Raw genomic sequence first — 22,599 nt, 5'->3', positions numbered from 1 at the left:
GTGCCGGGGACCGGTCAGCGCATCCGGCCGACCGCGCCCCGCAGGCGTCGTACGTCCCGCAGGCGCGCCTCGTAGGTCGCGCCGACGACCACGAGCAGCAGCCCGCCCAGCGCCATCGGCACCCATCGGGGCACCAGCACGACCACCTCCGCGATCCACGGAGCCAGCTCGTGCAGGGCGACGACGGCGAGGGTCAGCCCGCCGAGGACCGCCGGGGCCTGGAGCCGGAACCGGGCGCCGATCAGCAGCACGGCCAGGGAGACCACGCCGAGCAGCAGCGGCCGGAGCCAGCCCGAACCGGCGAGCAGCGCGAGCATGCCGGGCACCAGACTGGAGGCGAGCCCGGGGCCGTAGGCGCCCCAGGACGACGTCTCCCCGCCGCGCGCCCGCCACCAGCCGAACCCCAGCAGCACCAGCGAGAACGGAACCGTGTACGCCTCGATCACGCTGACGTCGGAGGCGAGCAGCCGCAGCCAGGAGGCCAGCAGCAGGAACCCCGTTCCGACGTATCCGGCCCACCGGCGATCGGGCCGCAGGGCCGTGCCGACCATCAGCACACCCGCCACGGCGCAGGCGAGACCCGCCAGAGGCAGGTCGGCCGAGGCGAGCGGCAGGCCCGCTCCCACGAGGACGTACCCCGCGGCCTCCACGCCGACCGCGACCGGCGACCTCCTCGACCGGCCCGCCAGAGCCGCCGCCGCGCAGGCCACCGCGAGCAGGCCGAACGCCGCGTGCCGTACCGGCCAGTCCAGCGCCAGCCCGGCCGCCAGCGCCTCCCCGCCCGCCAGCAGCGTCGCCAGCCCCGCCGCGACCGGCGCCACCGCCCGCTTCCCGAACGCGACCGGGACCGCCCCTGCCGTGGCCCCCGCCCTGACCCTCGTCCTGGCCCGGTCACCCAGTACGACCGCCACGGCGATCACCGCCACGACAGGAAGGACGACCAGGGTCGCGGGCTCGCTCATGAGTGCCCAGGAGATCGCGACGGAGGCGGTCAACAGCGCCGCCACCCCGCCGAAGAGCCCGTTCTCGCGGCTCCGCGCCGCCGTCCACGCCGTCGGGACGGTACCGGCGACGAACAATCCCAGCTCCACCCCGTACGGCAGGGCGGCCGACACCGGCAGCGCCACCAGGAGCGCGGGCCAGGCGAGCAGCACCGCCCTGGCCGCGCCCCGGCGCCGCGCGACCTGCCAGGAGACCAGCACCGCCGCCACGGCGACGAGGCCGACCACCGCCCCGAGCAGCGGATAGCCGCCCGCGGGGCCTGTCACGTCCGTCCAGGGCCGTACGAGGGGACGGAGGAAACCGAGGACCGCGGTGACGGCGGCGTGCGCGGAGACGACCGCGAACACCGCCAGCACGGCGCTCAGCACCAGCCCGGCGAGCCGCCGTGGATCACCGCTCCCCTTCGGCGAGCCTTCGGGGGACCTTTGCGGGCCTTCGGGCGACCTCGGTGAACCTTCAGGGGATCTCAGTGGGCCTTCGGACGAGGGCGTGGCCGGCAAGCCGCCGCGGAGGGCGAGGAGGGCCGCGAGCACCGCACCGGCGGCCAGGGACAGGGCCAGGGCGTCGCCGGCGGGAAGCCACCCGGTCCCGGCGGAGACCGCCCACACCAGGCCGGTCGCCGAGAGCACCCCCGCGACCAGCGAGAACGCCGCCACCTCGCGTACCCGGGCCGCGAACACCGCCGCGCCCCACGCGACGAGCAGGACGCCCAGCGTCGCGTACGTGCCGGATCTCTCGGCGAGCGCGGTGACCGTCGCCACCGCGGACACCGCACCGGCGGCGATCGCGAGGGCCCCCGCCCATCGCGATCGACGGGACAGGGTCATACCGGTTACGAGGACGACGGCCAGCGCCGACAGGGCCGCGAGGTCCACCGCGTGCCCCCAGCCAAAGGCGACGGGCGCGACGGCCGCCGCGAGCGTCCCGGCGGCGAGCGCGGCGAACCCCAGGGCGGCCCGCCCCCGCGCGGCCGCCAGTGCCGAGGCGACGGCCAGCAGCCCCGCCACGATCGGGAACTGCGGGAACGGCTCGATCAGCCGGGCATCGGCGAACCCCGGAGATCCCGACCACACATCGCCCAGCCGGTTGAACGGGGCGAACAGGGTGAAGATCACATCATTCGTGAAAGGGAGCGCGGTGGCCGCCGCCAGCACCCCGGCGGAGACGGCCCCGGCCGAGCGAACCCGGTGCTCGTCCAGGCCGGGCGCGTACAGCATGATCGCCACGGTGACCAGCGCCGCCGCCGTGTACGGTACGGCCCACCAGGTGGGCGCCATCAGCGGCCAGGCGAGGGCCGCCAGTCCCGCCGTCAGCGTGAGGGTCGAGAAGGCGGTGACGACCAGGAGGCGGTCGGTGTCGCGCACCCCCCGCGCGACCACGAGCCCGATCACGGCCAGCGCGACCAGCAGCGGGGCCTCCCTGAGGGAGACGATCGCCGGAGCGCCGGACGGGTTCAGCGCCTTCATGAGCGACTCCAGGAGCCCCTGGCACACCCCCAGTCCCCACACCACACCGAAACAGACCGCGACCGTCGTCAGCGGCCCGCGCCCACCGGAAACGCCCTTCGACCCGCGCTCGTCGGACGCGTTCCCCGGCCCGCGCCCACCGGGCACCTCCTCCGGCTCGCGCCCACCGGACGTGTCTCCCGACCCGCGTCCGCCGGGAACGCCCTTCGACCCGCGCTCGTCGGACGCGTTCCCCGGCTCGCGCCCACCGGACACCTCCCCCGACCCGCCGCTCCGCCCGTGCTTGGCCGGGTCATCGGTCACTCCCTGTGGCTTGTCCGCGAACGGGCCCTCAGGCGCGTCCTCGACCCCGGGCCCGGTCTTCTCCGGCCCCTCGGCCGTCGAACCCGTGGTCGCCGCTCCGACGCCGGGCTCGGGGCTCCGGGACGCCATGTGGAACACCAGGAAGGCGGCGTCGGCGGCGGCCGTCGCGGCGAGCGCGGCGGTGATCCACGGCGCCGTCTCGTCGAGAGCGAGCAGCGGGAGCGGGAACTGGGCGAGGACGATCGCGACGGGCAGCGGCAGTCGCAGCGGGAGGAGTCGCGAGTAGCCCGCCATGGCGAGCGCGACCAGGGCGAACAGCAGGGCCGCGTAGTGCGGTCCGGCCAGGCCGTCGGCCCCGGCCAGCCCCGTCCGCCGGGCCGCGTAGCCGTCCAGGAAGAGCAGTGCCGCGCCGAGCATCGCGATGGTCTCGGCGGTGGTGACGAGCCCACGCCTCACCAGGAGCCCGGGCACGGCGAAGGTCAATCCGGTGACGGCGGCCAGGATCGCCGCCCGGCCGCCGAGGCTCATGCTCCCCCAGCTGACCACCGTGAACACCACGGCCGCGACGACCAGCAGCAGCCCGCCGAGGCCGAGCAGCAGGTTCTGCACCGCCCCGGGCGAGAAGTCCTTCCCCGGCTCCGGCGCCACCCCCGGCCGCCCGCCGGACACCGTCCCCGGTCGCCCGGCGGACCCGGACACCGTCCCCGGTCGCCCGGCGGACCCGGACACCTCCTCCGGCCGCCCGGCGGATCTGCCGCGGACACCGGCCAGGTCCCGCTCCCGCTCCCGTCCTTCCTGCCCGGCCCCCTCCCGCTCGGACGGCTCCTGCCCGGCCCCCTCCCGCTCGGCTCGTTCCTGTCCGAGCAGGCCGAGCAGGTGGCCGCGACGGGCGAGGAGTTCCGTCTCGCGGGCGCGCAGCCCCGCGAGGGCACCGTCGAGCCGCCACAGCTCGGCCGCCACCGGCCCCCTCAGGGGGAGCGCGCAGCGCGGGCAGCGCTCGTACGTCCCCGCGATGGGGGCGGAGCACTCAGGGCAGCTCACTCCCGAAGGGGAGCGGAGGCTCGGCGCCGGGCTCTCGTCATGCATGTCCGAAGGATGGCGTAAGCGGCTTGCCGTCCGCTTGCGCCGGATCACTCAACCGGGTCTGAGTATCTGAGCGGGTCTGAGTATCCGGACGGGGCCGGGTACCCGGGCGGGTCCGCGTACCCCAGTGGGTCCGCGTACCTCAGCGGGTTCTGCGGGCGATCAGGGTGATGACGCCGGTGGCGCCCGCGGCGATGGCCAGCCAGAGGAGCACGGCCGAGGTCGGAATCCCCGTGTCCGCGCCGGCGCCGTCCTCGTCGGCCTTCACCCTGGCGACCGGCGTGGACTCGGGACCGCCGGCGGCACCGGTCGGGGTGGGAGCCGCCTGGCGCCGGGCGGACGTGGGTTCGGGAGCCGCCACGCCGAGAACCGTCTCGGGCAGCGGCACCCGGTAGACCGGGCTGCGGCTTCCCTCGCTGCCGGTCAGCAGGTACCTGCCGTCGCGCGTGTAGGTGATCGACTCGGCCTGCTGCAACTCCGGCATCGTCACCCGGGCGATCTGCTCCCCCGGCGCGCGGTAGACCGTGGCGGAGAAGTAGGTACGGATCACGAAGCTCGACCCATCGGGGGCGTAGGCGGCGTCGGTGGCCATGATGGGCGCGGAGCCGACCTTGCGGAGCACGTTGACCCTGTCGGTGCGTAGCCGCTTCGGGGCCTGGTAGACGGCACCGGCGAACTGCTTGGTCACGATGGAGAGGCGGCCGGTCCGGGGGTGCACCATGATCCCCTCGGCGTTGTGCCCGCCGTCCTCGTAGCGGAACCGGTAGCGCACGGCGGGGACGACGGCGTCGCTCAGCGCGCTGGGCTCCGCCACCCTGTACACGGAGATGTCGGGCCAGGCCCCTTCGAGGTTGTCGCCGATGTCGGCGAACCAGAGCACGCCGCGCCCTGTCCGGGGGTCGGTGGAGGCCGCCATGCCCTCCCAGTCGCGGGAGGCCGCACCCCGCAGGGTGAAGGTCGCGCGGGTCCGCCCGTCGGGGCCGACCGCGAAGAAGACCGGCCCCGCGGAGCTGTCGTTGTGGGTGTAGTAGACGTCCTTGCCGGTCGGCGAGACCGCCAGCCCGCTCGACTCGGTGATCCGGCTGTCCCTGAAGCGAAAGAGGATCCGCTCCCCGCCGTCCGCCGCCCGACCGGTACCCGCCGGTACGCCGTGCCCCGCCTCGCGTACCGCCTCCGCCTTCCGTACCGCCTCCGCCTCGCGTACCGCCCCCGCTCGCGCGCCCTGGCCCGTGAGGACCGTGGCCGCGGTCAGGCCCGCCACCGCGAACACGCGAACCAAGACTTCCCCCGGCTTACTCAGCATTCAGCCATCATGCCCCGGCGGTGCGTGCGGGCGTCACAGGCGTGGCGGGTCCGGCCGGCACGGATTTCCCCGCGAATCCGCTCGCCTGGAGTGCGCTCCAGGTACCTAGTGTGAACGTATGGATTACACGCAGCTTGGCCGTACAGGCCTGAAGGTCAGCCGCCTCTGCCTGGGCACGATGAACTTCGGCCCCTTGACCACGGAGGAAGACTCCTTCGCGATCATGGACCACGCCCACGAGCTGGGGATCAACTTCTTCGACACCGCCAACGTCTACGGCTGGAAGAAGGGCGAGGGCGTCACCGAGCAGATCATCGGCCGCTGGTTCGCCAAGGGGGGCGGGCGCCGCGAGAAGACGGTGATCGCCACGAAGCTCTACGGCTCGATGGGGGACTGGCCCAACGAGGGCCAGCTGTCCGCGCTCAACATCCGCCGCGCCGCCGACGCGTCGCTGAAGCGGATGCAGACCGACCACATCGACCTCTACCAGGCTCACCACGTCGACCGGAACACCCCGTTCGACGAGTTCTGGGAGGCCATGGACATCCTCAAGCAGCAGGGCAAGATCCTGTACGTGGGGTCGTCCAACTTCGCGGGCTGGCACATCGCCAAGGCCCAGGAGAGCGCGAGGCGCCGCAACAGCGTCGGCCTGGTCTCCGAGCAGTCCCACTACAACCTGATCGTCCGGGCACCGGAGCTTGAAGTGATCCCGGCGGCCGAGGACTACGGTGTGGGCCTGATCCCGTGGAGCCCGCTCGCGGGCGGCCTGCTCGGCGGCATCCTGCGGAAGATCGACAAGGGTCGTTCGGCCTCGGAGCAGATCACCAAGCAGCTCGACAAGCACCGCGACAAGATCGAGCGTTACGAGGAGTTCTGCGACGAGCTGGGCGAGGACCCGGCGAACGTCGGCCTGGCCTGGCTCCTCCACCAGAAGGTCGTCACCGCGCCGATCATCGGCCCGCGCACGCTCGACCAGCTCGACGGCGTCACCAAGGCGCTGGAGATCGTGCTGGACGAGAAGGCCCTGGTCCGCCTGGACGAGATCTTCCCCGGTTTCAGGACGGCGCCCGAGCACTACGCCTGGTAGCCGCCGGACAGCCGGTGCCGCCGGGCGGTCAGGACACGAGGGCGCCGATCACCACGAGGAGCACGAGCAGTGCGAGCACCGTGGGCAGCAGCCAGCGACGGGGACGATCCACGTCCTGGAGCCTAGCTCTGCCCACGGGGTGCCCGTGCCGTCAGATGCCATTCCTCGACCGTCTCGTAGCGAGGCTCGGCCCTGCCCGAGGTCCCGTCGGAGGTCCCGCCTGTAGTCCTGCCGGTGGTCCCGCCGGTGGTCCCGCCCCTGAAGTTGCTCCGTATCAGGTGCACCGTCCCCGCCTCCCACCCGGCGCCGGAGAACGTCCCGAACGCCTCCACGAGGGGGCTCACGTCCATGTCGGCGCGGCACCGGGCCAGGCTCAGGTGCGGCGTGAACCGCCGGCGATCCGTCTGCCCGGCTCCGGCCTCCAGCGCCTCGTTCCCCACGTGGTCGGCCAGGCGGGCCAGGCCGGGGAGGTCGCCCCCCAGCCCGGCCAGGAAGACCCGCGCCCGACCGGCCGAGGGGAACGCCCCGGCACCGGTGAGCGACAGCGTGAGCGGCGCATGGCGCGTGGCGGCGTCGGCGAGGCGCGCCCGCAGCTCGGGTAGCACCGGGTCGGGCACCTCCCCGAGGAACGACAGCGTCACATGCCAGTTCTCCGGGTCCAGCCAGCGGAGCCCCGGCCAGCGCGGCCGGTGGGCTTCGAGGGCGAGGACGAGCTCATCGCGCACCGGTGGTGGCGGTAGCAACCCCACGAACAGCCGCATGCGACCTCCTGCTGATCATCTTTGTCAGCATTATCGCCACACCGGAGCCGATCAGCGTGAGCGTACCGCCCACCATGACCCCCGCGCGCGGGCCGCCCAGATCCGAGATCCAGCCGAGCAGCAGCGCGCCGAAGGGGGCTCCCCCGGTGAACACGAGCACGTAGATCCCCATCACCCGGCCGCGCATCTCCGGCGAGGTGGCGAGCTGCACGCTGGCGTTGGCGGCGGTGTTCACCGAGATCAACGCGATGCCCGCGGGCACGAGGGAGACCAGGTAGAGGGGGTACCACGGCGCCAGGCCGCTGACGATCTGGAACAGCCCGAACGCGACCGCGCCGCCGACCAGCAGCCGCCTGCTGGGCCGTACCCGCCGCGCCGCCATGAGCGCGCCCGCCAGCGCGCCGACCGCGAACATGCTGGACGCCAGCCCGAACGAGGCCGCGCCCGCCCCGAAGACCTGGCTCGCCATGAGCGCGATCGACATCGAGAACGACTGCGTGAACAGCGAGACGAAGGCGATCAGCAGTATCGGCATGAGCAGCTCGGGCCGCACCATCACGTAGCGCAGACCCTCGCGGAGCTGCCCCTTCGCCCTCGGTACCGGTTCCGGGGTGGTCAGCTCGGAGGTGCGCATGAGCACCAGGCCGCCGAGCACGCCCGCGAAGGAGAGCGCGTTGATCAGGAAGATCGGGCCGGTGCCGCCGAGCGCGTAGATCAGGACACCCGCGGCGGCCGGACCGACCACGCGGGCCAGGTTGAAGCTCGACGAGTTCAGCGCGATCGCGTTGGACAGGTCCTTGCGGCCGACCATCTCCACGACGAACGACTGCCGGGTCGGCACCTCGACACAGGCGATGAGGCCGAGCAGGAACGCCATCACGAACACCTGCCAGGCCTGGGCCGAGCCGGTCACGACGAGCACGCCCATGGTGAGCGCCAACAGGCCCATGAGCGACTGGGCGACGATCAGCAGCGGCCGCTTGGGATAGCGGTCGGCGAGCATGCCGCCCCAGAGGCCGAAGAGCAGCAACGGCAGGAACTGCAGCATGACGGTCACGCCCAGCGCGAAGGCACTGCCGTTCGTCAGGTCGAGCACCAGCAGGTCCTGCGCGGTGCGCTGCATCCACGAGCCGACGTTGGAGACCACGCCCCCGGCCGCGAACAGCCGGTAGTTGTAGACGCGCAGGGACCGGAACATCCCGCCCCGCGTCTCGGGCACGGGCTGGGCCGTGCCGCTCTCCGTGGCCTGGAGCTCGTTCGCGGTGGCGGCGGCCCTCGCGGCACGCCGCCGCCGGACCCTTGCCCTCAGCCCGGTCCTCCCGCCGGTCTTCCCTTTGTGCTTCCGGCCCGGACCCCTGCCCGGCTCACCGTCAGGCTCACCGTCAGGCTCACCGTCAGGCCCGACACCGGGCTTCCGGCCCGGCCTCGTGTCCGATTCCGCCCGCGGCGTCCTGTCCGGCTCTCCCTGCGGCCTCGTGCCGGATTCCGCCCACGGCGTCGCGTCCGGCCCTCCGCCCGGCGCGACGGACGCCCCGGCGTCGCGCGGGATCGCCAGGGCCTCGGGTTCCTCGGGTTCGGCTAGATCCGGCTGAGCTTCTCCAGTATCGGAGCCGCCTGCCGGAGTGTCGCCCTCTCCTCGGGTGTCAGCTCCTTCAGCCGCTGCGTCAGCCACGCCTCCTTGAGGCGCCGCTCCTCCCTCAGCAGGGTTGAGCCCTGCTCGGTCACGCCCACGGTCACCTGTCGCCGGTCGGTCGGGTGCGGCGTACGGGACACCAGCTCCCGCTCGGCCAACGCGGCGATCACGCGGGTCATCGAGGGCGGCTGGACCTTCTCCAGCTCGGCCAATTCGCCGGGGGTTATCCCGGAATGCCGTTCTACGGCGGCGAGTGTCGCGAGCTGGGTGGGCGTCAGCGAGTGCACCGCGGCCTGCCTGCGCAGGCGTCTGTTCAGTCGTGCCAGTGACACGCGCAGAGCCGAAGCCAGACCGGCGTCGCTGCGCAGGTTCGCGACGTGGTCCTTCCTGGGGTTGTTCATTAGCGTAAGTCATTACCTTTGCTAACTATATACGTATACACGTGATTCCCTCCAGCGGGTTTCCTTCTCGGCGCGGGCCGTACAGCGTGCCAGACGGACAGGGGATCGCCAACCCGGCCCGGAATCCCTCCGCCTCCCCCTGCTCCCACTGTCACACGGAGCCTCCGCCGGACAGCGGGCGACCGGTCGTACCGAGGCGCGCGGTCGAGCGCCACACGAACCGTTGACCCCCACAAGAGCCATATGTACGCTATTCCGAAATTACGGAATTATCTCTCGATGGTGACCTGAGGGTGCGTGAGAATGGACGCGACGGAGCAGCGGCTCGCCGCTCTGGAGGAACGGGTGGAACGACTGGAGGCGGCCTCGGCCACCCGGCGGAAGGAGCGGGCGGCCGGAGGATCGGCCGGTGACGCGCCCCTGCGGTTGCTCGACCGGCTGCGCGAGCACATCGGCGACGCCGACGGCCAGGCCGCCGGACCGGTGGAGGCGACCGGCGCGATCGCGTACGCGGGAGCCGTCGGCCGCGACGGCCGCGAGTACCTGTGGGCCAAGCAACGCCCCGTCCACGATCTCGTCGACGCCGAGCGGTCGGGGATCGCCACCGTGCTGGAGTGCCTCGGAAGCCCGGCACGCCTGGCGCTGCTCACCGCGACGCTCGGAACGACCCGCACCCGAGCACAGCTCCAGGAGGTCCTCGGCGAGACGACCTCCACGGGGCATCTCTACCACCACCTGCGCGGGCTGCAGGCGGCAGGTCTGCTCGTCCAGCCACGGCGGGGCGAGTACGAGCTCGCCGCCCACGCGCTGGTCCCGCTCCTCACCGTCATCGCGGCCACCCTGGACCTGAGCGCAGGAGGCGATCAGACGGCCGGAAGGTCAGAAGACGTCTGGGATGCCGAGAATGCCCCGTATGCCGGGGAGGTCGGGGAATGAGCCGGGCCTCCCTCCGGTGGCACGCGCGGGGAGCGCCCGCCCGCGCCGCGTGGCGGGCCTGGGCGCGCGGGGACGTCGACGAGGCCGAACGCCTGGCCGCCCGTGCCGGTGAGCGGCAGCACGCTCACCTCGGGTTCCTGACCAGCTACGTGCGCGGGGACTACGAGCGGGCGCTGGCCCACCACGAGGCCTTCCGCCACCGGTATCCGGCCCGCACCGAGCTGGACGAGCCCGTCGCGCACGCCCTGCTGCACCTGGACCGGCCCGCCGAGGCGTACGCGCACGTACAGCGGCGCAGGGGGAGGCGGCCGATGCCTCCCGACCTCGTGTCGCGGGTGGAGCGCCCGCTGAGCAGCGAGATCGGCCAGGCGACCGTCCTCCCCTTCGCCGACCACCCGCTGGCGCCCTATCTCCCCGCGGTGGACGCCACGCTCGACGGCCACCCCGTACACGCCCACCTTGACACCGGCGGCACGTTCCTCGTCATGGGGACCGGGCGCGCCGAAGCCCTGGGCATCCGGCTCACCCCCAACGGCAGGGAACATCACGGTACGACCCGCACCGACCTCTACACCGGGACGGCCGGGGAGCTGGCGCTCGGCGACGTCGTCCTGACCAACGTGCCGGTGGAGGCGATGCCGACGCTGCGCGACGAGCAGGACCTCGTCATCATCGGCACCAACGTGCTGCAGCGGTTCCTCACCACCGTCGACTACCCCCGCGGGCGCCTGCTCCTGTCGCGACGCCGCGACCCGCGGCAGACGGCGGACCATCTCGCGCTCCTCGGCGACCGGCCGGAACTCGCCCGGATCCCCTTCTACCTGTGGGCGGACCACTACATGTTCGCCCGCGGCGGCTTCGGCACCCGTCAGGACCTCAACTTCTTCATCGACTCCGGGCTGGTCCACCTCGGCCAGGAGGACGGATCACCGCCCCGCCAGGCCTGCCTCTACACGACCGCGCGACGCTACCGCTCCTGGGGCGTGCCCCGGACCCGCGCGGCCCGCCCGCACTTCGGCGTCGACGAACCGATCCACCTGGGACCACTCCGCCAGGACGCCCAGTTCGTGGCCACCACCCCGACCCGGCGCGTCCCCTGGTCATCCTTCGGCGGCGTACGCATCGACGGCCTGCTCTCCCACTCCTTCCTCGACAGGTACGCCTGGACCCTCGACTTCGACCGGCACGAATACACGTTCCGGCGACCCGGGTCGGGCGGCGCCACAGCCCCTTCCGGAACGCCCTGACAAACCAGATCTTCCGGAAGAACAGCCCGGCCAAAAGAGGCGCCGGTTCAGTGATCCATGAACGATCTCCCCCTAATTTGTATGCTTGAAAAGATACAAATTAGGAGACGTTGATGCTTAAACCGTCCCGGCTGCTCGCCCGTGACTCGGAGTGGTCCATGCTCACCGAGTTCGTCACGCATCCCGACCCTCACCTGCGACTGGGAGTCCTCTCGGGGCGGCGGCGTGTCGGCAAGAGTTACCTTCTCCGCGCCCTGGCCGATGCGATGGACGGTCTTTACGTCTCCGCTGTCGCAGAAGAGGGCGCGGTGACCGCGCGACGTCGGTTCGCCGACGACCTCGCGCGGTACGCGGGAGTGAGCTCCGGTCTCTTCCGCGACGACGCCGGCTGGGAGTCTCTCCTCGATTCGGCGATCAGCCTGACCATGCGGCGACGCGGTGCTTCCGGGTTGCTGGTCATCGATGAGCTGCCCTGCTGGATGACACACTCTCCGGAGCTTCCCGGCCTGCTCCAACTGCTCTACGACCGTTCGCAGACCGGTCACGGACACGAGGGCGGGCGAGTGATCGTTTGCGGATCGGCCATGTCCGTGATGAACGATCTCCTGTCCGGCACGAAGGCGCTGCGCGGACGGGCGGCCGTCGACATGCGTCTCCAGCCGTTCGACCTGAGCACCACCGCGCTGCACTGGGGCGTCGACGATCCGGCGGCCGCGCTGCGACTGCACGCCACGCTCGGCGGATCTCCCGGATACCGCAACCTGACCTCGTCACCTTCGCCTCAGAGCCCACAGGAGTTCGACACCTGGATCCCGGCGACAGTTCTCAACCCCGGTCAGGCGCTCTTCTCAAGGAGTGAGGCGGAGTACCTGCTGCGGGAGGACCCGCGGTTCACCGGGAGTTCGCTCCATTACGCGATCATCAACGCGGTCGCCACCGGCGCCACCAGTCCGACGAAGATCGGCGGATTGATCGAACGCGATCGCACGTCCCTGGCCCACCCGTTGGAGATGCTGACGAGTTCGGGCTATCTCGACTATTCGACCGACCCGCTCTGGGAGCGCCGTCCAGTGATCACCGTCGCGGATCCCATCATCCGCTTCCACAACCTGATCACTGTACCGAAACGTGACCTGGTCGAGACGGGCGGATCCGCCCAGGCGTGGCGCGAATCCCAGCCCACCTTCGTCTCCCGCGTCCTGGGCCCTCATTTCGAGGAATGCGCACGCGAGTGGCTCCGCCGCCACCCTGACTCCTCCCTCCGCGCGGGAACGAGCACGATCGCCTCGACAGTGATCAACGATCAAAGCGGGCGGGCCAGGCACGAGGTCGACGTCATCGCCCTGAATCGCGGGTCCGGCCGCGCCACAGTGGGTCTCCTCGGGGAGGCGAAGGCCACTCTCGTACGGCGAGGCCCCGCGGACCTCGAACGGCTCGACCGGCTGAAGGAGATCCTCCGAGGGCAGGGGCATGACGTCACCTCCACCCGGCTGGCGGTCTTCTCCCCGGAGGGCTTCCACCCCGACCTGGTGACGATCGCACGCCGCCGTGGCGACGTCCTCCTCGTGGATCTGCCCTCCCTCTTCGGAAAGACGGAACCCACCGTCCTGCCGACATGATCTGGGACCAGGAGATCACAACCTCATCGGCGACCGCCATCGTCCGCCGGCCTCTCGCCCGCCGCGATTCCGCTCTCCGAACAGCGGACAAGAACGCGAGAAGACCGCCATGGCGATCGGTTCCACCATCACCATGACGGCCTCGGGTTCGCTGCTCAGAGGTTCAGCAGGGCCTTGATCGGGCCGAGCGCGAAGTAGATCACGAACAGACCGGCGACCGTCCACATCAGCGGGTGGACCTCGCGGGCCTTGCCCTTGACGGCCTTGATCAGCACGAAGGTGACGAAGCCCGCGCCGATACCGGTCGCGATCGAGGATGCCTACGACACAGTGACCCTTTCAAAGTCCCGTCCTCGACGATCATGGCTCATCGCGTGTAAACGTTCAGGTCCCGCATCCGCACGGTGCCATCACCGTCTCCAGTGATGGTGACCGGTTGGCCGTTCACCCATCCGACCGCCACCGTGAAGACCCTGTTGGTGTAACCCATGGGGTCCCCGATGGGTCGGCGCGTGGCCAGATCCCACACCCGCACACTGCCGTCACCGCTGTCATTGCTACCGCCGGTGACGGCGACCGGACGACCGTTCACCTGCCCGACCGCCACCGCCGAGACACCGTGAGTGTGGCCGGTCGGCACCGGCTCTCCGATGAGCGTGTGCTTGGTCAAGTCCCATACCCGCATGTTCTGGTCTTCGCTGCCGGTGACGGCGACCGGCCGGGCGTTCACCTCTCCAATCGCCACCCCCCAGACACCGGTTCTGCTGGTCATCGGCTCGCCGACGGGTTTGCGTGTTGTCAGGTCCCACACGCGCACGGTGCCGTCAACGCTGCCGGTAACGGCGACCGGACGACCGTTCACCTGCCCGACCGCCACCGCCAAGACGGGGCCGGTGTGCCCGGTCATCGGTTCGCCCAGGGGTTCGCGCGTGATCAGGTCCCATACGCGCACAGGGTTCTTATGGGTTTCAGTGCCCAGATCTCCGGCGGTGACGGCGACCGGCCGGCCGTTCACCTCTCCGATCGCCACCGCCCCGACACTGCCGGTGTGGCTGCGGGTCATGGGTTCGCCCATTGGTTTGCGTGTGGTCAGATCCCATACCCGTACGGTGCCGACAACGCTACCGGTGACGGCGACCGGACGACCGTTCACCTGCCCGACCGCCACCGTCTCGACACTGTAAGGCTGACCGGCTATCGGTTCGCCGATGAGTTCGCGCGTGGTCAGGTCCCAAACCCGCATGGTGTCGTCATGCATGCCGCCACCCACGGTGACGGCGACGGGCTGACCGTTCATCTGCCCAAGCGACACCGCCAAGACGACGTCATCGTGGCGCCCCACCAAATCCGCAGAAGGCCAAAAACCGACGACGAGCGTCACGCACACTGTCAGCGCGGCGATCATCCACCCGAGGCGCGGGCGGGAAGGCACTGACCTCACCACCACGGCAGCCGCCCCTCTCGAATAAGAACCGGATTCCAAGACCACGAGTAGATCTTCAACTTTGTCGGGGCCCTGCAAGCAGGCAGAGGCCGTGGTGATCACATATGTAGATCACCACGGCCTCCGCCCGCTTCTCAGCCGAGGTTGAGCAGGGCCTTGATCGGCCCCAGGGCGAAGTAGATCACGAACAGCCCCGCGACCGTCCACATCAGCGGGTGGACCTCGCGGGCCTTGCCCTTCACCAGCTTGATCAGCACGTACGTCACGAACCCACTACCTATTCCGGTAGCTATTGAATACGTGAACGGCATCAGGACGATCGTGAGGAACGCCGGGATGGAGATCTCGTAGTCGGTGAAGTCGATCTCGCGGATGGCGGTCATCATCAGGAAGCCGACCACGACCAGGGCGGGGGCGGCGGCCTCGTAGGGGACGACGGCGACGAGCGGCGAGACGAAGATGGCCAGCAGGAACAGCACGCCGGTGACGACGCTGGCGAGACCGGTGCGGGCGCCCTCGCCGACGCCCGCGGCCGACTCGATGTAGGTCGTGTTGGAGGAGACGGAGCCCGCGCCTCCGGCCGCCGCGCCGATCGAGTCGACGAGGAGGATCTCGCGGGTCTTCGGCAGGGTGCCGTCCTCCCTGATCAGCCCGGCCTGCCCGCCGACGCCCACGATCGTGCCCATGGTGTCGAAGAAGTCGGTGATCAGCAGGGTGAAGATGAGCAGCAGGGCCAGGATGACCGAGACGGAGCCGAAGGCGCCGAGCGGGTCGAACTCCCTGAACAGCACCAGCGGGTTGTTGAAGCCGAAGATCTGCTCGGGCAGCCGGGGGACGACGAGCTGCCAGCCCGCGGGGTTCGGCGGCTGACCCGGCGTCACCGAGGCGCCGACCTTGGCGATCGCCTCGACGATGACCGCGAGGACGGTGGTGGCGATGATGCCGATCAGGATGGCGCCCTTGGTCTGGCGCGCCACCAGCAGCACGATCAGCAGCAGACCGGCGACGAAGACGAGGATCGGCCAGCTGGTCAGCGAGCCCGCGATGCCGAGTTCCAGCGGCGGCCCGGCCGCCACCCGGCGGACGAAGCCGGCGTCCACGAAGCCGATCAGCGCGATGAACAGGCCGATACCGACGCTGATCGCCGTCTTCAGCTGGGGCGGGATGGCGTTGAACACGGCGGTTCTGAACCCGGTCAGCACCAGGAGCGCGATGATCACGCCCTCCAGGAACACCAGGCCCATCGCCGCCTCCCAGGACATCTGCGAGGCGATGCCGTAGGTGACGAAGGCGTTCAGGCCGAGGCCCGCGGCCATCGCGAAGGGGACCTTGCCGACGACGCCCATCAGGATGCTGAGCAGCCCGGCCACGAGGGCGGTACCGGCCGCGACGAGCGGGATGTTGGGCGTGCTCCCGTCGCCGATGAACTGGCCTTCGGCGTCCTTGACGGTGGCGATGATCAAGGGGTTGAGCACGACGATGTAGGCCATCGTGAAGAACGTGGCGAACCCGCCGCGCACCTCCCGGCCCACGGACGAGCCACGGTCGGAGATGAAGAAGAAACGGTCAATCCTACTTATTTGGTGGGTTTTAACATCTTTCACTCACGCAGAGTGACATCGGGATTCCCTCCCCGGAAGGCCCGGCTGGCGATGGTGATGCTTTCGAGACGGATTCGCGTCTTGACGTAATCCGTTTTGCGAACAGTGAGACGTGGTCGCCTAGTCTGGATCGCGTGAACCAGCCACGACGTCCGGATCTGCAGCCGTTGAAGACCAACGACACGCTCACGATCCTTGTGGGTACGGGCCTGTGGGCCGTCGCCCTAATCGTGCTCCTGGTCGCCCAGCCGGATCCCGAGTACCGCTGGTGGATCTGGACATGCGTGTCGGGCATCTGCGGCGGCCTCTTCGGCCTCTGGTTCGTGCGCCGCCGCAACCGCCGCTCGCCGCCCCCGCCCGAGGAGCCGATCGAGCCGACCACCGCGATCCTGTGACCGTCGGTACCTCTCGGCGGGGACGAGACTGACTTCTCGCCCGGCGCGCGGGGACCGCGCGCCGGGCGGCCGTCCGTCTAGGTCGAGGCGGTCCAGCTGTCCAGGTCGGCCTCGGCGAGCAGCAGCGGCACCGCCGCCGGATCGCGCAGCAGCGCCGCCACCGCGAGCCGGTCACCCCACTGGCCGGACGCCCAGGCGAGCCCGCGCGCCAGCCCCTCCACCCCCGAGGCGTGCACCGTACCCTCGAAGAACCGCCAGGCCGCGGGGACACCGTCCACCAGCAGCCTCTCGTGCTCCACGTAGGTCAAGGGCGCGGTCGGCAGCAGTGACCGTACGGCGGGCGGGACGTCGCGCGTCTCGCCCGAGGACGTCACCTCGCCGGCGGCCTCCTCCCCCGCCAGCGGCAGGTCGAGCAGCTCCGAGAGCGCCTCGGCCAGGTCGAACGGGGCCAGGATGAGCGGCCGTCCCGCGACGAGCGGCAGCAGGTCCGGCGCCTCGACCACGACCGGCTCACCCGCGCCCTCATCCCCGTCCCCGAGATCGGCGCCGGTGGACAGCACGCGGCCGTCCTCCGCGTCGACGGCGACGATCGCGTCACCGAGGACGGCGCGCACGGCACGCGGGGGCCCGACGCGGGCGGGCTCGACACCGGCGAGGGCCACCCACAGGGAGCGGAGCTGGGCGCGGTCGACCTCCACGGCGGGGTCGCCCAGCAGGTCGAGCAGCTCGTCGGGACCGCCGTGGGAGGCGAGCAGGTCCGCCAGCGTGCTCCGTACGCCGATCATCGCCAGCGCGGCCTCGTCGACGACGGCCGGGGCGTCGCCGTACAGGCCGAACAGCAGCGGGTCGCCCGCGGGGAGCCGCAGCTCCGTGGGGCGCCTGCCGGCGAGCACCGGGTGCGTGGAGAGCCACCAGGCGGTGTAGGACGGCACCTCCACGATCTCCCCCGCCACCAGGACCCGCAGCGGGTGCAGCACCGAGCGGAGCGGCGGGCGCGACAGCAGGGCGAGGGCCGCGGGCCAGTCGGCGACGTACTCCAGGTCGCGTACGGCGGAGAACTCCCGGGCGACCGGAGGCACGGCCATCTCGGGCAGCAGGTCGAGGACGGTCTCCAGCCACTCGTCCTCGCGGTCCAGGTCGTGGTCGCACTCGTCCGGGTCGATCATGACGTCGGAGTCGTTGACCACGGCGAAGCCGTCGAGCACCCCCGCCGCGGCGAGCACCCGGGGGCCGTACCGCTCCACCAGCTCGGGCGCGGCCGTGCCGAAGTGCGTCTCGCTGTCGAGCAGCCCGGCCAGCGACCCGTCGGCGAGGAGCAGCTCGCCCGCCGGGTACAGCTCGCCGTCGGCGCCGCGCAGCGCCAGCTCGGACAGCCAGGGGGCGTCGCCCGCGGTCAGCCCCGCCGCGTCGACCAGCGCGAGCACCGCCTGGGCCACCGGTTCGGAATCGGGGCTGTCCAGCGACTCCGAGACCGCGGAGCGGGTCAGCGGGTCCTCCAGGACGGTACGGGGAGTGGCCTCGCCCGCGCCGAGCCTGAGCAGGAGAGGGTGGGCCGCGTCCGGGTGCACCACGCGCAGCCCGAGCGGGGCGAGGACGGCCGGGTCCAGCGCGGAGCCGTCGGTCAGCAGCAGCGTGCCGCGCGGCCCCCTGACCAGGCGTCCGTCGGCCAGCGGCACCGGCAGCGCGCCGAGGGCCTCGGGGTCGTCGGCGGGCAGCACCTCGTACAGCGACCGCCACCAGGACGGGTCCCTGTCCTTGACGGCGTCGCCGGAGAGCAGGTCCACGATGTCGGAGAGCTGCACCCGGCTGACCCCGAGCGCGGTGACGGCCGGATGCCGGGACGGCCACCCCGCGGGCAGCAGCCCGGGGATCATGGGGGCGACCCGCTCCAGCAGCTCGGCCGGGGCCGCGACCACGGAGGCCTGCCGCCCGGAGACGACCAGCTCCCCGCCGTCGGGGAGCGGGGCCGGGGGGGCGCCACCTCCGGCTGCCTCGGAGGGGTCGGGGAGCAGGAGCGAGGCACCGGAACCGCCCGCCCCGGCCGCCGGGTCGGCGGGCGGGGAGAGCGCGGGGAGCAGCGGGGCGTCGGGGAGCCTGCGCAGGATCGCCCGGCGGATGCGGGCGTCGAGCTCGCCCTTGCCCATCATTCCGGGTACGAGGTCAAGCAGCCGGGGCGTGCGGGGCAGTCCTGCGAGCAGTTCCAGATAGGTGTCGGCGGCCCGCTCGACCAGGAAGTCGGCCAGCGGACCCGGCGCGACGTGCCGCCGGTCGGTGGCCATCGGGAACGAGGCGATCAGCAGCGCGGGCAGGTCCAGCGGCTCGTCGCTCGGCGTGGGCGCGTGCACCACGGGCGGCACCAGGGCCGGCAGCGGCCGGGGCTCCCCGACCGGCGCCACTCCCGGCGAACCGTCCGCCGCCGCCCCTCGCGAACCGTCCGGGACGCCGCCCAGGGCGCCGCCCGCGAAACCGGCGGACGCGGAACCGGCCCCGGTGGCCCCGGAACCGGACCCGGCTGACCCGGGACCGGTGACCGGCACGGCCCAGCGGACCAGCCAGTGCGGCCGGGAGCGCTCCTCGGTCGGGCGGTCGGCGAAGAGCTCGGCCACCTGCTCGGGGGTGAACCGCCCGGAGGCCGAGACGACCTTCCAGCCCTCGGAGGTGACGGTCCGCGTCTCGCCGTCCACGTCGACCTCGATCGACTCCAGGGCGGGCAGGCCGAGCAGCAGGGCGGGGCTGGTCTCCCTCAGCATCGCCCGTACGGCCTCCTCGGCCGCCTCGTCACGGAGCGGCAGCCGCACGAGCGTGTCGAACCCGGCGGGGATCTCCACCGGACCCGCGGGGAAGGGCAGGCGCAGCAGCGGGACGTGCCCGCCGCGCTCGGCCAGCTCCTTGGCCAGTTCGGGCTCGGCGGCCACCAGGGCGGCGGTCTGGTCACGGGACCAGCGGACGACCCCGGAACCCAGCGAGCCGATCACCGGCTCGTCGCAGACCGACACCACGGCCGCGAACCCGACGCCGAACCGGCCGGCCGCGTGGGCGTCGTCGCGTTTGGCGGAGACGCGCAGCGTGGACAGGCCCTCGATCCCGGCACCGTCGACCGGGGCGCCGGTGTTGGCGGCCGACAGCACGCCCTCCCGCAGCGAGAGGCGGAGCCGTCCGGGTACCCCGGCGCGGAGCGCGGCGTCGGCGGCGTTCTGGGCGAGCTCGACGATCAGCCGGTCACGGTAGCCGCCGAGCGCGAAGTCCTCCTCCGCGTTGGCGTCCTCGCGGAAGCGGGCGGGCGAGGCGGCCCAGGCGGCCAGGACGGCCGAGCGCAGTCGTTCGGTGCCGAAGATGTCAGTCAAGGCGATGCTTCCAAAGGTCGAAGCCCCGCACGACCGGGCGTCCGGGCCGCGAGGGCCGGGACGCCACGGGAGAGGCGCCCGGCCGCGACGGCCGGGGGTGCCGCCTGGACGGCGGCGGGGCGGGATGGACCCGGTGCCCCGGGTTGGCAGCGGCCCGGCGGCGCCAGGCCAGGAGGACCGAGCAACGCTGGGCCAGGAATGACCGGGCGACGCCAGGCCCGGAGTGACCGAGCCGGCGCCGGGTCAGGAGTGACCGAGCGGCTCGGAGGCGGTGTCGTCGACCGATCCGGCCAGATCCGGCTCCGCGCCGTTCTCCGCGGTGTCGTAGGAGAGGTCGTCGAGGATCGGCGAGGTCGGCTCGACCTGGTGCGGCAGCACGGCAGCCTCCGAATGCGCCCCGCAGCCGTGGTCGGCGGCGACCACCCGGCCGTCGTCGGGGGCGTACTCGTTCGCGCAGACCCCGAAGCCGGTGCGCAACGCGCCCGCGAGCGGCCAGTAGAAGCCGCAGGTGGAGCACTGGGCGGGCGCGGCGTGCGCGAGCGGGGTGTGCGGCCCCGACTCGCCGGAGTGCCAGCGCCGCACGGCGCGGTCGCGGCCGATCGGGGAGAGCACCCGGGCCCGGCCGAGGCCGTACTCGAAGATCATCTGGTGGTCGGAGTCGTCGTCGGTCTCGGTGAAACCGGGCGCGAGCCTGTCGTCGTCGTCGGAGGTGGGCAGCAGGTCGCCCACGCCGAGGTCGCCGGGCAGGAGCCGCTCGCTCCACGGCACCCACTGCGGCGGCATCAGGGCCCCCGCGCCGGGCAGGAGCACGACCTCGCTGACCGTCACGTTGCGCGCCCGCGAGGCACGGGCGACCGTGACGGCCCAGCGCCAACCCCGGTAGGCACGGTCGAGACAGGCGAAGTAATGGGTGACGACGCGGTCGCCCTCGCCCTCGACCCCGAGGTGGTCGCCCACCTCTCCCGGTCTGACGTTCTCCTCGACCGCGGCTCTGGCCAGGTCGACGGCCGCGACGCACGCCTGGTCAAGGACCACGGCGCGGGATCGAGTCCGGCTCACGAGTCGTCTCCCGTCAGCCTCGCAGCACGACGGCTGCTGTCCCTACTGGCTCGCTCGCTCACTGCGCTCACAGTTCATTCTCGCCCATGACCGGAGCGAACGGCACCGTGGACATCCCATCATCCACGGAGTGACCTAGCGCACCGGACAACTCACCCGCCCTTCGGGTATGACTGGATACGTGGCAGCTGGGTGGGAACGGGCGCGGAAGACGGCGGGAGAGGCCTCCCGGCGGGCCGGCGAGGCCGCCGCGGCCGCGGGCCGGGCCGCCGTGCGCGCGGGCCGGGGCACGGCACGGGCGGGAAAGGGAGCGGGCCGGGCGACGGCGCGGGCGGGCCGGGGCGCGGTCAGCGGCACCCAGCGGGCGGGACGGGCCGCGCGGCGGCTGACCCACGCGCAGGGCGCGGGCCGCACCGGGCTGGGCCAGCTGATCGAGCTGACCGCCGCGCACAGCGCCGGCGACGCCCTGGTCACCGCGGCCCTGGCCGGGACCCTCTTCAAGCTCCCGGTGAACGAGGCACGCGGCCAGGTCGCCCTCTACCTGCTGATCACGATGATCCCGTTCGTGGTGGTCGCGCCGTTCGTCGGGCCGGTCCTCGACCGGTTCCGCTCCGGGCGGCGCTTCGTGATGGCCGGGACCCTCTTCGGCCGCGGGCTGCTCTGCTTCGCGATGGCGGCGGCGATCGTCCCCGGCGACGTGTTCACGATCTTCCCGGCGGCCCTGGCCGTGCTGGTGCTGTCGAAGGCCTACAACGTCTCCCGCGCGGCGATCATGCCGAGCGTGCTGCCCGCCGACATCGCGCTGGTCACGGCGAACGCACGGGTCGCCCTGTTCGCGCTGGTCACGGCGGGTGTCGCGGTGCCGATCGGCGCGGGTGTCAGCGCCTGGCTGGGCGCCGAGTGGGTGCTGCGCGGGGCGACGGTGCTCTTCCTGCTCCAGGGCGTGCTGGCCGTACGGCTCCCGCGCCACATCGACTCCCCCGACCTGGAGGAGCTGGACGACGGGGGCGAGGAGCGGCCGCCCCGCTGGCGCACGATGCTGAACGTGGGCCCGGTGGTGGCCGAGGCGATGCACGCCAACGTGGCCATCCGCCTCTACTCCGGGTTCCTGCTCTTCTACCTGCTCTTCCTCGTCCAGGACAAGAACCTGCCCGGCCTGCCGCCGGTGGTCGCCATCGGCGTGCTCGCGGTGGCCGCCGGGGTCGGCGGGCTCGCGGGCACGGCCGTGGCCTCGTGGGTGCGCAACCACTCCCCGCAGGTCATCGTGCTGGGCACGCTCGCCATGACGACCGCGATCACGATCCTCGCGGCCGTCGTCTTCCAACTGTGGAGCGCGGTGGCGGTCGCGCTGGTGGCCGCGTTCGCCCAAGGGCTCGGCAAGCTCGCGCTGGACGCGATCGTGCAGCGCGAGATCGGCGAGGAGGTGCGCTCGTCCACGTTCGGGGTGGTGGAGGCCTTCCTGCAGATCGCCTGGGTGGTGGGCGGCCTGGTCGGGCTCTGGCTCTCGCTGTTCGCGGGCGGGTCGGCGGGGCTGGCCGTGATGGCCGCGGTGCTGGCGGGCTCGCTCGGCTGGCTGCTGGTACGCCGCCGCAGGCGGGTCCGTGAGGTGGACGCCAGGGTCGAGGCGGCCAGGGGCCCGCGCCCCGCCCCGTCCGGGCCGCACCCCGCGACGAACGGGGAGCGCCCCTCGCGGGACGCGACACCGGAGGAGCACGAGGAGCCCGAGGGGTGGGCCAGGCCGCGGCCCGCCGGGACGACCACCGCGGTCGTGCACCACGGGGACCCCCCGACGGAGAAGCGGACCAGACCGCTCACCAACCCCCACGGCTGAGCCCGCGACCGGGCCCATGGCTTGGGCTCACGGCATGGGCTCACGGCTTGAACCCATGGCTTGGGCTCACGTCCGGGCTCACGC

15 protein-coding genes are annotated in these 22,599 nt (G+C 72.2%); 6 read left to right on the top strand and 9 right to left on the bottom strand.

The window, feature by feature from the left end:
• Positions 1-14: 14 nt before the first annotated feature.
• Both ACFYWM_RS32665 and ACFYWM_RS32660 read right to left on the bottom strand, forming a co-directional pair.
• Complete coding sequence (locus tag ACFYWM_RS32665) at positions 15-3,857, bottom strand: SCO7613 C-terminal domain-containing membrane protein (protein WP_389921659.1); 3,843 nt, start codon at positions 3,855-3,857, stop codon at positions 15-17.
• Between the two features lie 139 nt (positions 3,858-3,996).
• A complete protein-coding gene (locus ACFYWM_RS32660) occupies positions 3,997-5,157 on the bottom strand; it encodes a hypothetical protein (RefSeq protein ID WP_389921657.1) in 1,161 nt (386 codons plus the stop codon).
• Between the two features lie 118 nt (positions 5,158-5,275).
• Between ACFYWM_RS32660 and ACFYWM_RS32655 the strand changes: the two genes are divergently transcribed.
• Complete coding sequence (locus ACFYWM_RS32655; RefSeq protein ID WP_389921654.1) at positions 5,276-6,244, top strand: aldo/keto reductase; 969 nt, start codon at positions 5,276-5,278, stop codon at positions 6,242-6,244.
• Between the two features lie 122 nt (positions 6,245-6,366).
• On the opposite strand, the gene thpR is transcribed toward ACFYWM_RS32655, so the two are convergent.
• The 3 genes from thpR to ACFYWM_RS32640 form a co-directional block, all read right to left on the bottom strand.
• The gene (gene thpR / locus ACFYWM_RS32650) at positions 6,367-7,005 is read right to left on the bottom strand and encodes an RNA 2',3'-cyclic phosphodiesterase (protein WP_389921651.1); all 639 of its coding nucleotides are present in this window, start codon (positions 7,003-7,005) and stop codon (positions 6,367-6,369) included.
• Positions 6,959-8,224, bottom strand: a complete 1,266-nt coding sequence (locus ACFYWM_RS32645; protein ID WP_389921649.1) for an MFS transporter — start codon at positions 8,222-8,224, stop codon at positions 6,959-6,961. The genes thpR and ACFYWM_RS32645 overlap by 47 nt, the downstream gene beginning before the upstream one ends.
• A 359-nt stretch (positions 8,225-8,583) precedes the next feature.
• Entirely contained in the window at positions 8,584-9,039 is a 456-nt protein-coding gene (locus ACFYWM_RS32640) for a MarR family winged helix-turn-helix transcriptional regulator (protein WP_389921645.1), read from the bottom strand.
• A gap of 303 nt (positions 9,040-9,342) precedes the next feature.
• On the opposite strand from ACFYWM_RS32640, the gene ACFYWM_RS32635 reads away from it, so the two are divergent.
• The 3 genes from ACFYWM_RS32635 to ACFYWM_RS32625 all read left to right on the top strand — a co-directional run bounded on the left by ACFYWM_RS32635 (position 9,343) and on the right by ACFYWM_RS32625 (position 12,841).
• Positions 9,343-9,975: a helix-turn-helix domain-containing protein gene (locus tag ACFYWM_RS32635; RefSeq protein WP_389921643.1), complete on the top strand. Its 633-nt coding sequence runs from the start codon at positions 9,343-9,345 to the stop codon at positions 9,973-9,975.
• On the top strand, positions 9,972-11,222 hold the full coding sequence (locus ACFYWM_RS32630) for a retropepsin-like aspartic protease (protein WP_389921641.1): 1,251 nt from the start codon (positions 9,972-9,974) through the stop codon (positions 11,220-11,222). Before ACFYWM_RS32635 ends, ACFYWM_RS32630 begins: the two co-directional genes overlap by 4 nt.
• Positions 11,223-11,335: 113 nt before the next feature.
• Positions 11,336-12,841 carry an ATP-binding protein gene (locus ACFYWM_RS32625; protein ID WP_389921638.1) on the top strand — a complete coding sequence of 502 codons (1,506 nt, stop codon included), beginning with the start codon at positions 11,336-11,338 and terminating at the stop codon, positions 12,839-12,841.
• Positions 12,842-13,208: 367 nt separating this feature from the next.
• Here ACFYWM_RS32625 and ACFYWM_RS32620 read toward each other — a convergent pair whose 3' ends face one another.
• On the bottom strand, positions 13,209-14,246 hold the full coding sequence (locus ACFYWM_RS32620) for a WD40 repeat domain-containing protein (protein WP_389921636.1): 1,038 nt from the start codon (positions 14,244-14,246) through the stop codon (positions 13,209-13,211).
• Positions 14,247-14,419: 173 nt separating this feature from the next.
• Positions 14,420-15,889 carry an NCS2 family permease gene (locus ACFYWM_RS32615; RefSeq protein WP_389921633.1) on the bottom strand — a complete coding sequence of 490 codons (1,470 nt, stop codon included), beginning with the start codon at positions 15,887-15,889 and terminating at the stop codon, positions 14,420-14,422.
• A gap of 131 nt (positions 15,890-16,020) precedes the next feature.
• Between ACFYWM_RS32615 and ACFYWM_RS32610 the strand changes: the two genes are divergently transcribed.
• On the top strand, positions 16,021-16,281 hold the full coding sequence (locus ACFYWM_RS32610; protein WP_389921629.1) for a DUF2530 domain-containing protein: 261 nt from the start codon (positions 16,021-16,023) through the stop codon (positions 16,279-16,281).
• A gap of 77 nt (positions 16,282-16,358) precedes the next feature.
• On the opposite strand, the gene ACFYWM_RS32605 is transcribed toward ACFYWM_RS32610, so the two are convergent.
• Both ACFYWM_RS32605 and ACFYWM_RS32600 read right to left on the bottom strand, forming a co-directional pair.
• Positions 16,359-19,625 (bottom strand): sacsin N-terminal ATP-binding-like domain-containing protein, encoded by a 3,267-nt coding sequence (locus tag ACFYWM_RS32605; RefSeq protein WP_389921626.1) that lies wholly within the window; start codon positions 19,623-19,625, stop codon positions 16,359-16,361.
• Between the two features lie 243 nt (positions 19,626-19,868).
• A complete protein-coding gene (locus ACFYWM_RS32600; RefSeq protein WP_362696095.1) occupies positions 19,869-20,684 on the bottom strand; it encodes a DUF3027 domain-containing protein in 816 nt (271 codons plus the stop codon).
• Between the two features lie 181 nt (positions 20,685-20,865).
• On the opposite strand from ACFYWM_RS32600, the gene ACFYWM_RS32595 reads away from it, so the two are divergent.
• Positions 20,866-22,515 carry an MFS transporter gene (locus ACFYWM_RS32595; RefSeq protein ID WP_389921623.1) on the top strand — a complete coding sequence of 550 codons (1,650 nt, stop codon included), beginning with the start codon at positions 20,866-20,868 and terminating at the stop codon, positions 22,513-22,515.
• Positions 22,516-22,599: the final 84 nt, after the last annotated feature.

Source organism: Streptosporangium sp. NPDC002721 (genome assembly GCF_042888905.1).
GTDB lineage: Bacteria > Actinomycetota > Actinomycetes > Streptosporangiales > Streptosporangiaceae > Streptosporangium.
Note: the sequence above shows the minus strand (reverse complement) of the source record. Positions and strands in the feature narration are given on the sequence as shown.

Coding starts and splice junctions, on each gene's coding strand:
- ACFYWM_RS32665 (WP_389921659.1), bottom strand. CDS start 3,857: ATGCATGACGAGAGCCCGGCGCCGAGCCTCCGCTCCCCTTCGGGAGTG.
- ACFYWM_RS32660 (WP_389921657.1), bottom strand. CDS start 5,157: ATGCTGAGTAAGCCGGGGGAAGTCTTGGTTCGCGTGTTCGCGGTGGCG.
- ACFYWM_RS32655 (WP_389921654.1), top strand. CDS start 5,276: ATGGATTACACGCAGCTTGGCCGTACAGGCCTGAAGGTCAGCCGCCTC.
- thpR (WP_389921651.1), bottom strand. CDS start 7,005: ATGCGGCTGTTCGTGGGGTTGCTACCGCCACCACCGGTGCGCGATGAG.
- ACFYWM_RS32640 (WP_389921645.1), bottom strand. CDS start 9,039: ATGAACAACCCCAGGAAGGACCACGTCGCGAACCTGCGCAGCGACGCC.
- ACFYWM_RS32635 (WP_389921643.1), top strand. CDS start 9,343: ATGGACGCGACGGAGCAGCGGCTCGCCGCTCTGGAGGAACGGGTGGAA.
- ACFYWM_RS32630 (WP_389921641.1), top strand. CDS start 9,972: ATGAGCCGGGCCTCCCTCCGGTGGCACGCGCGGGGAGCGCCCGCCCGC.
- ACFYWM_RS32625 (WP_389921638.1), top strand. CDS start 11,336: ATGCTTAAACCGTCCCGGCTGCTCGCCCGTGACTCGGAGTGGTCCATG.
- ACFYWM_RS32620 (WP_389921636.1), bottom strand. CDS start 14,246: ATGATCGCCGCGCTGACAGTGTGCGTGACGCTCGTCGTCGGTTTTTGG.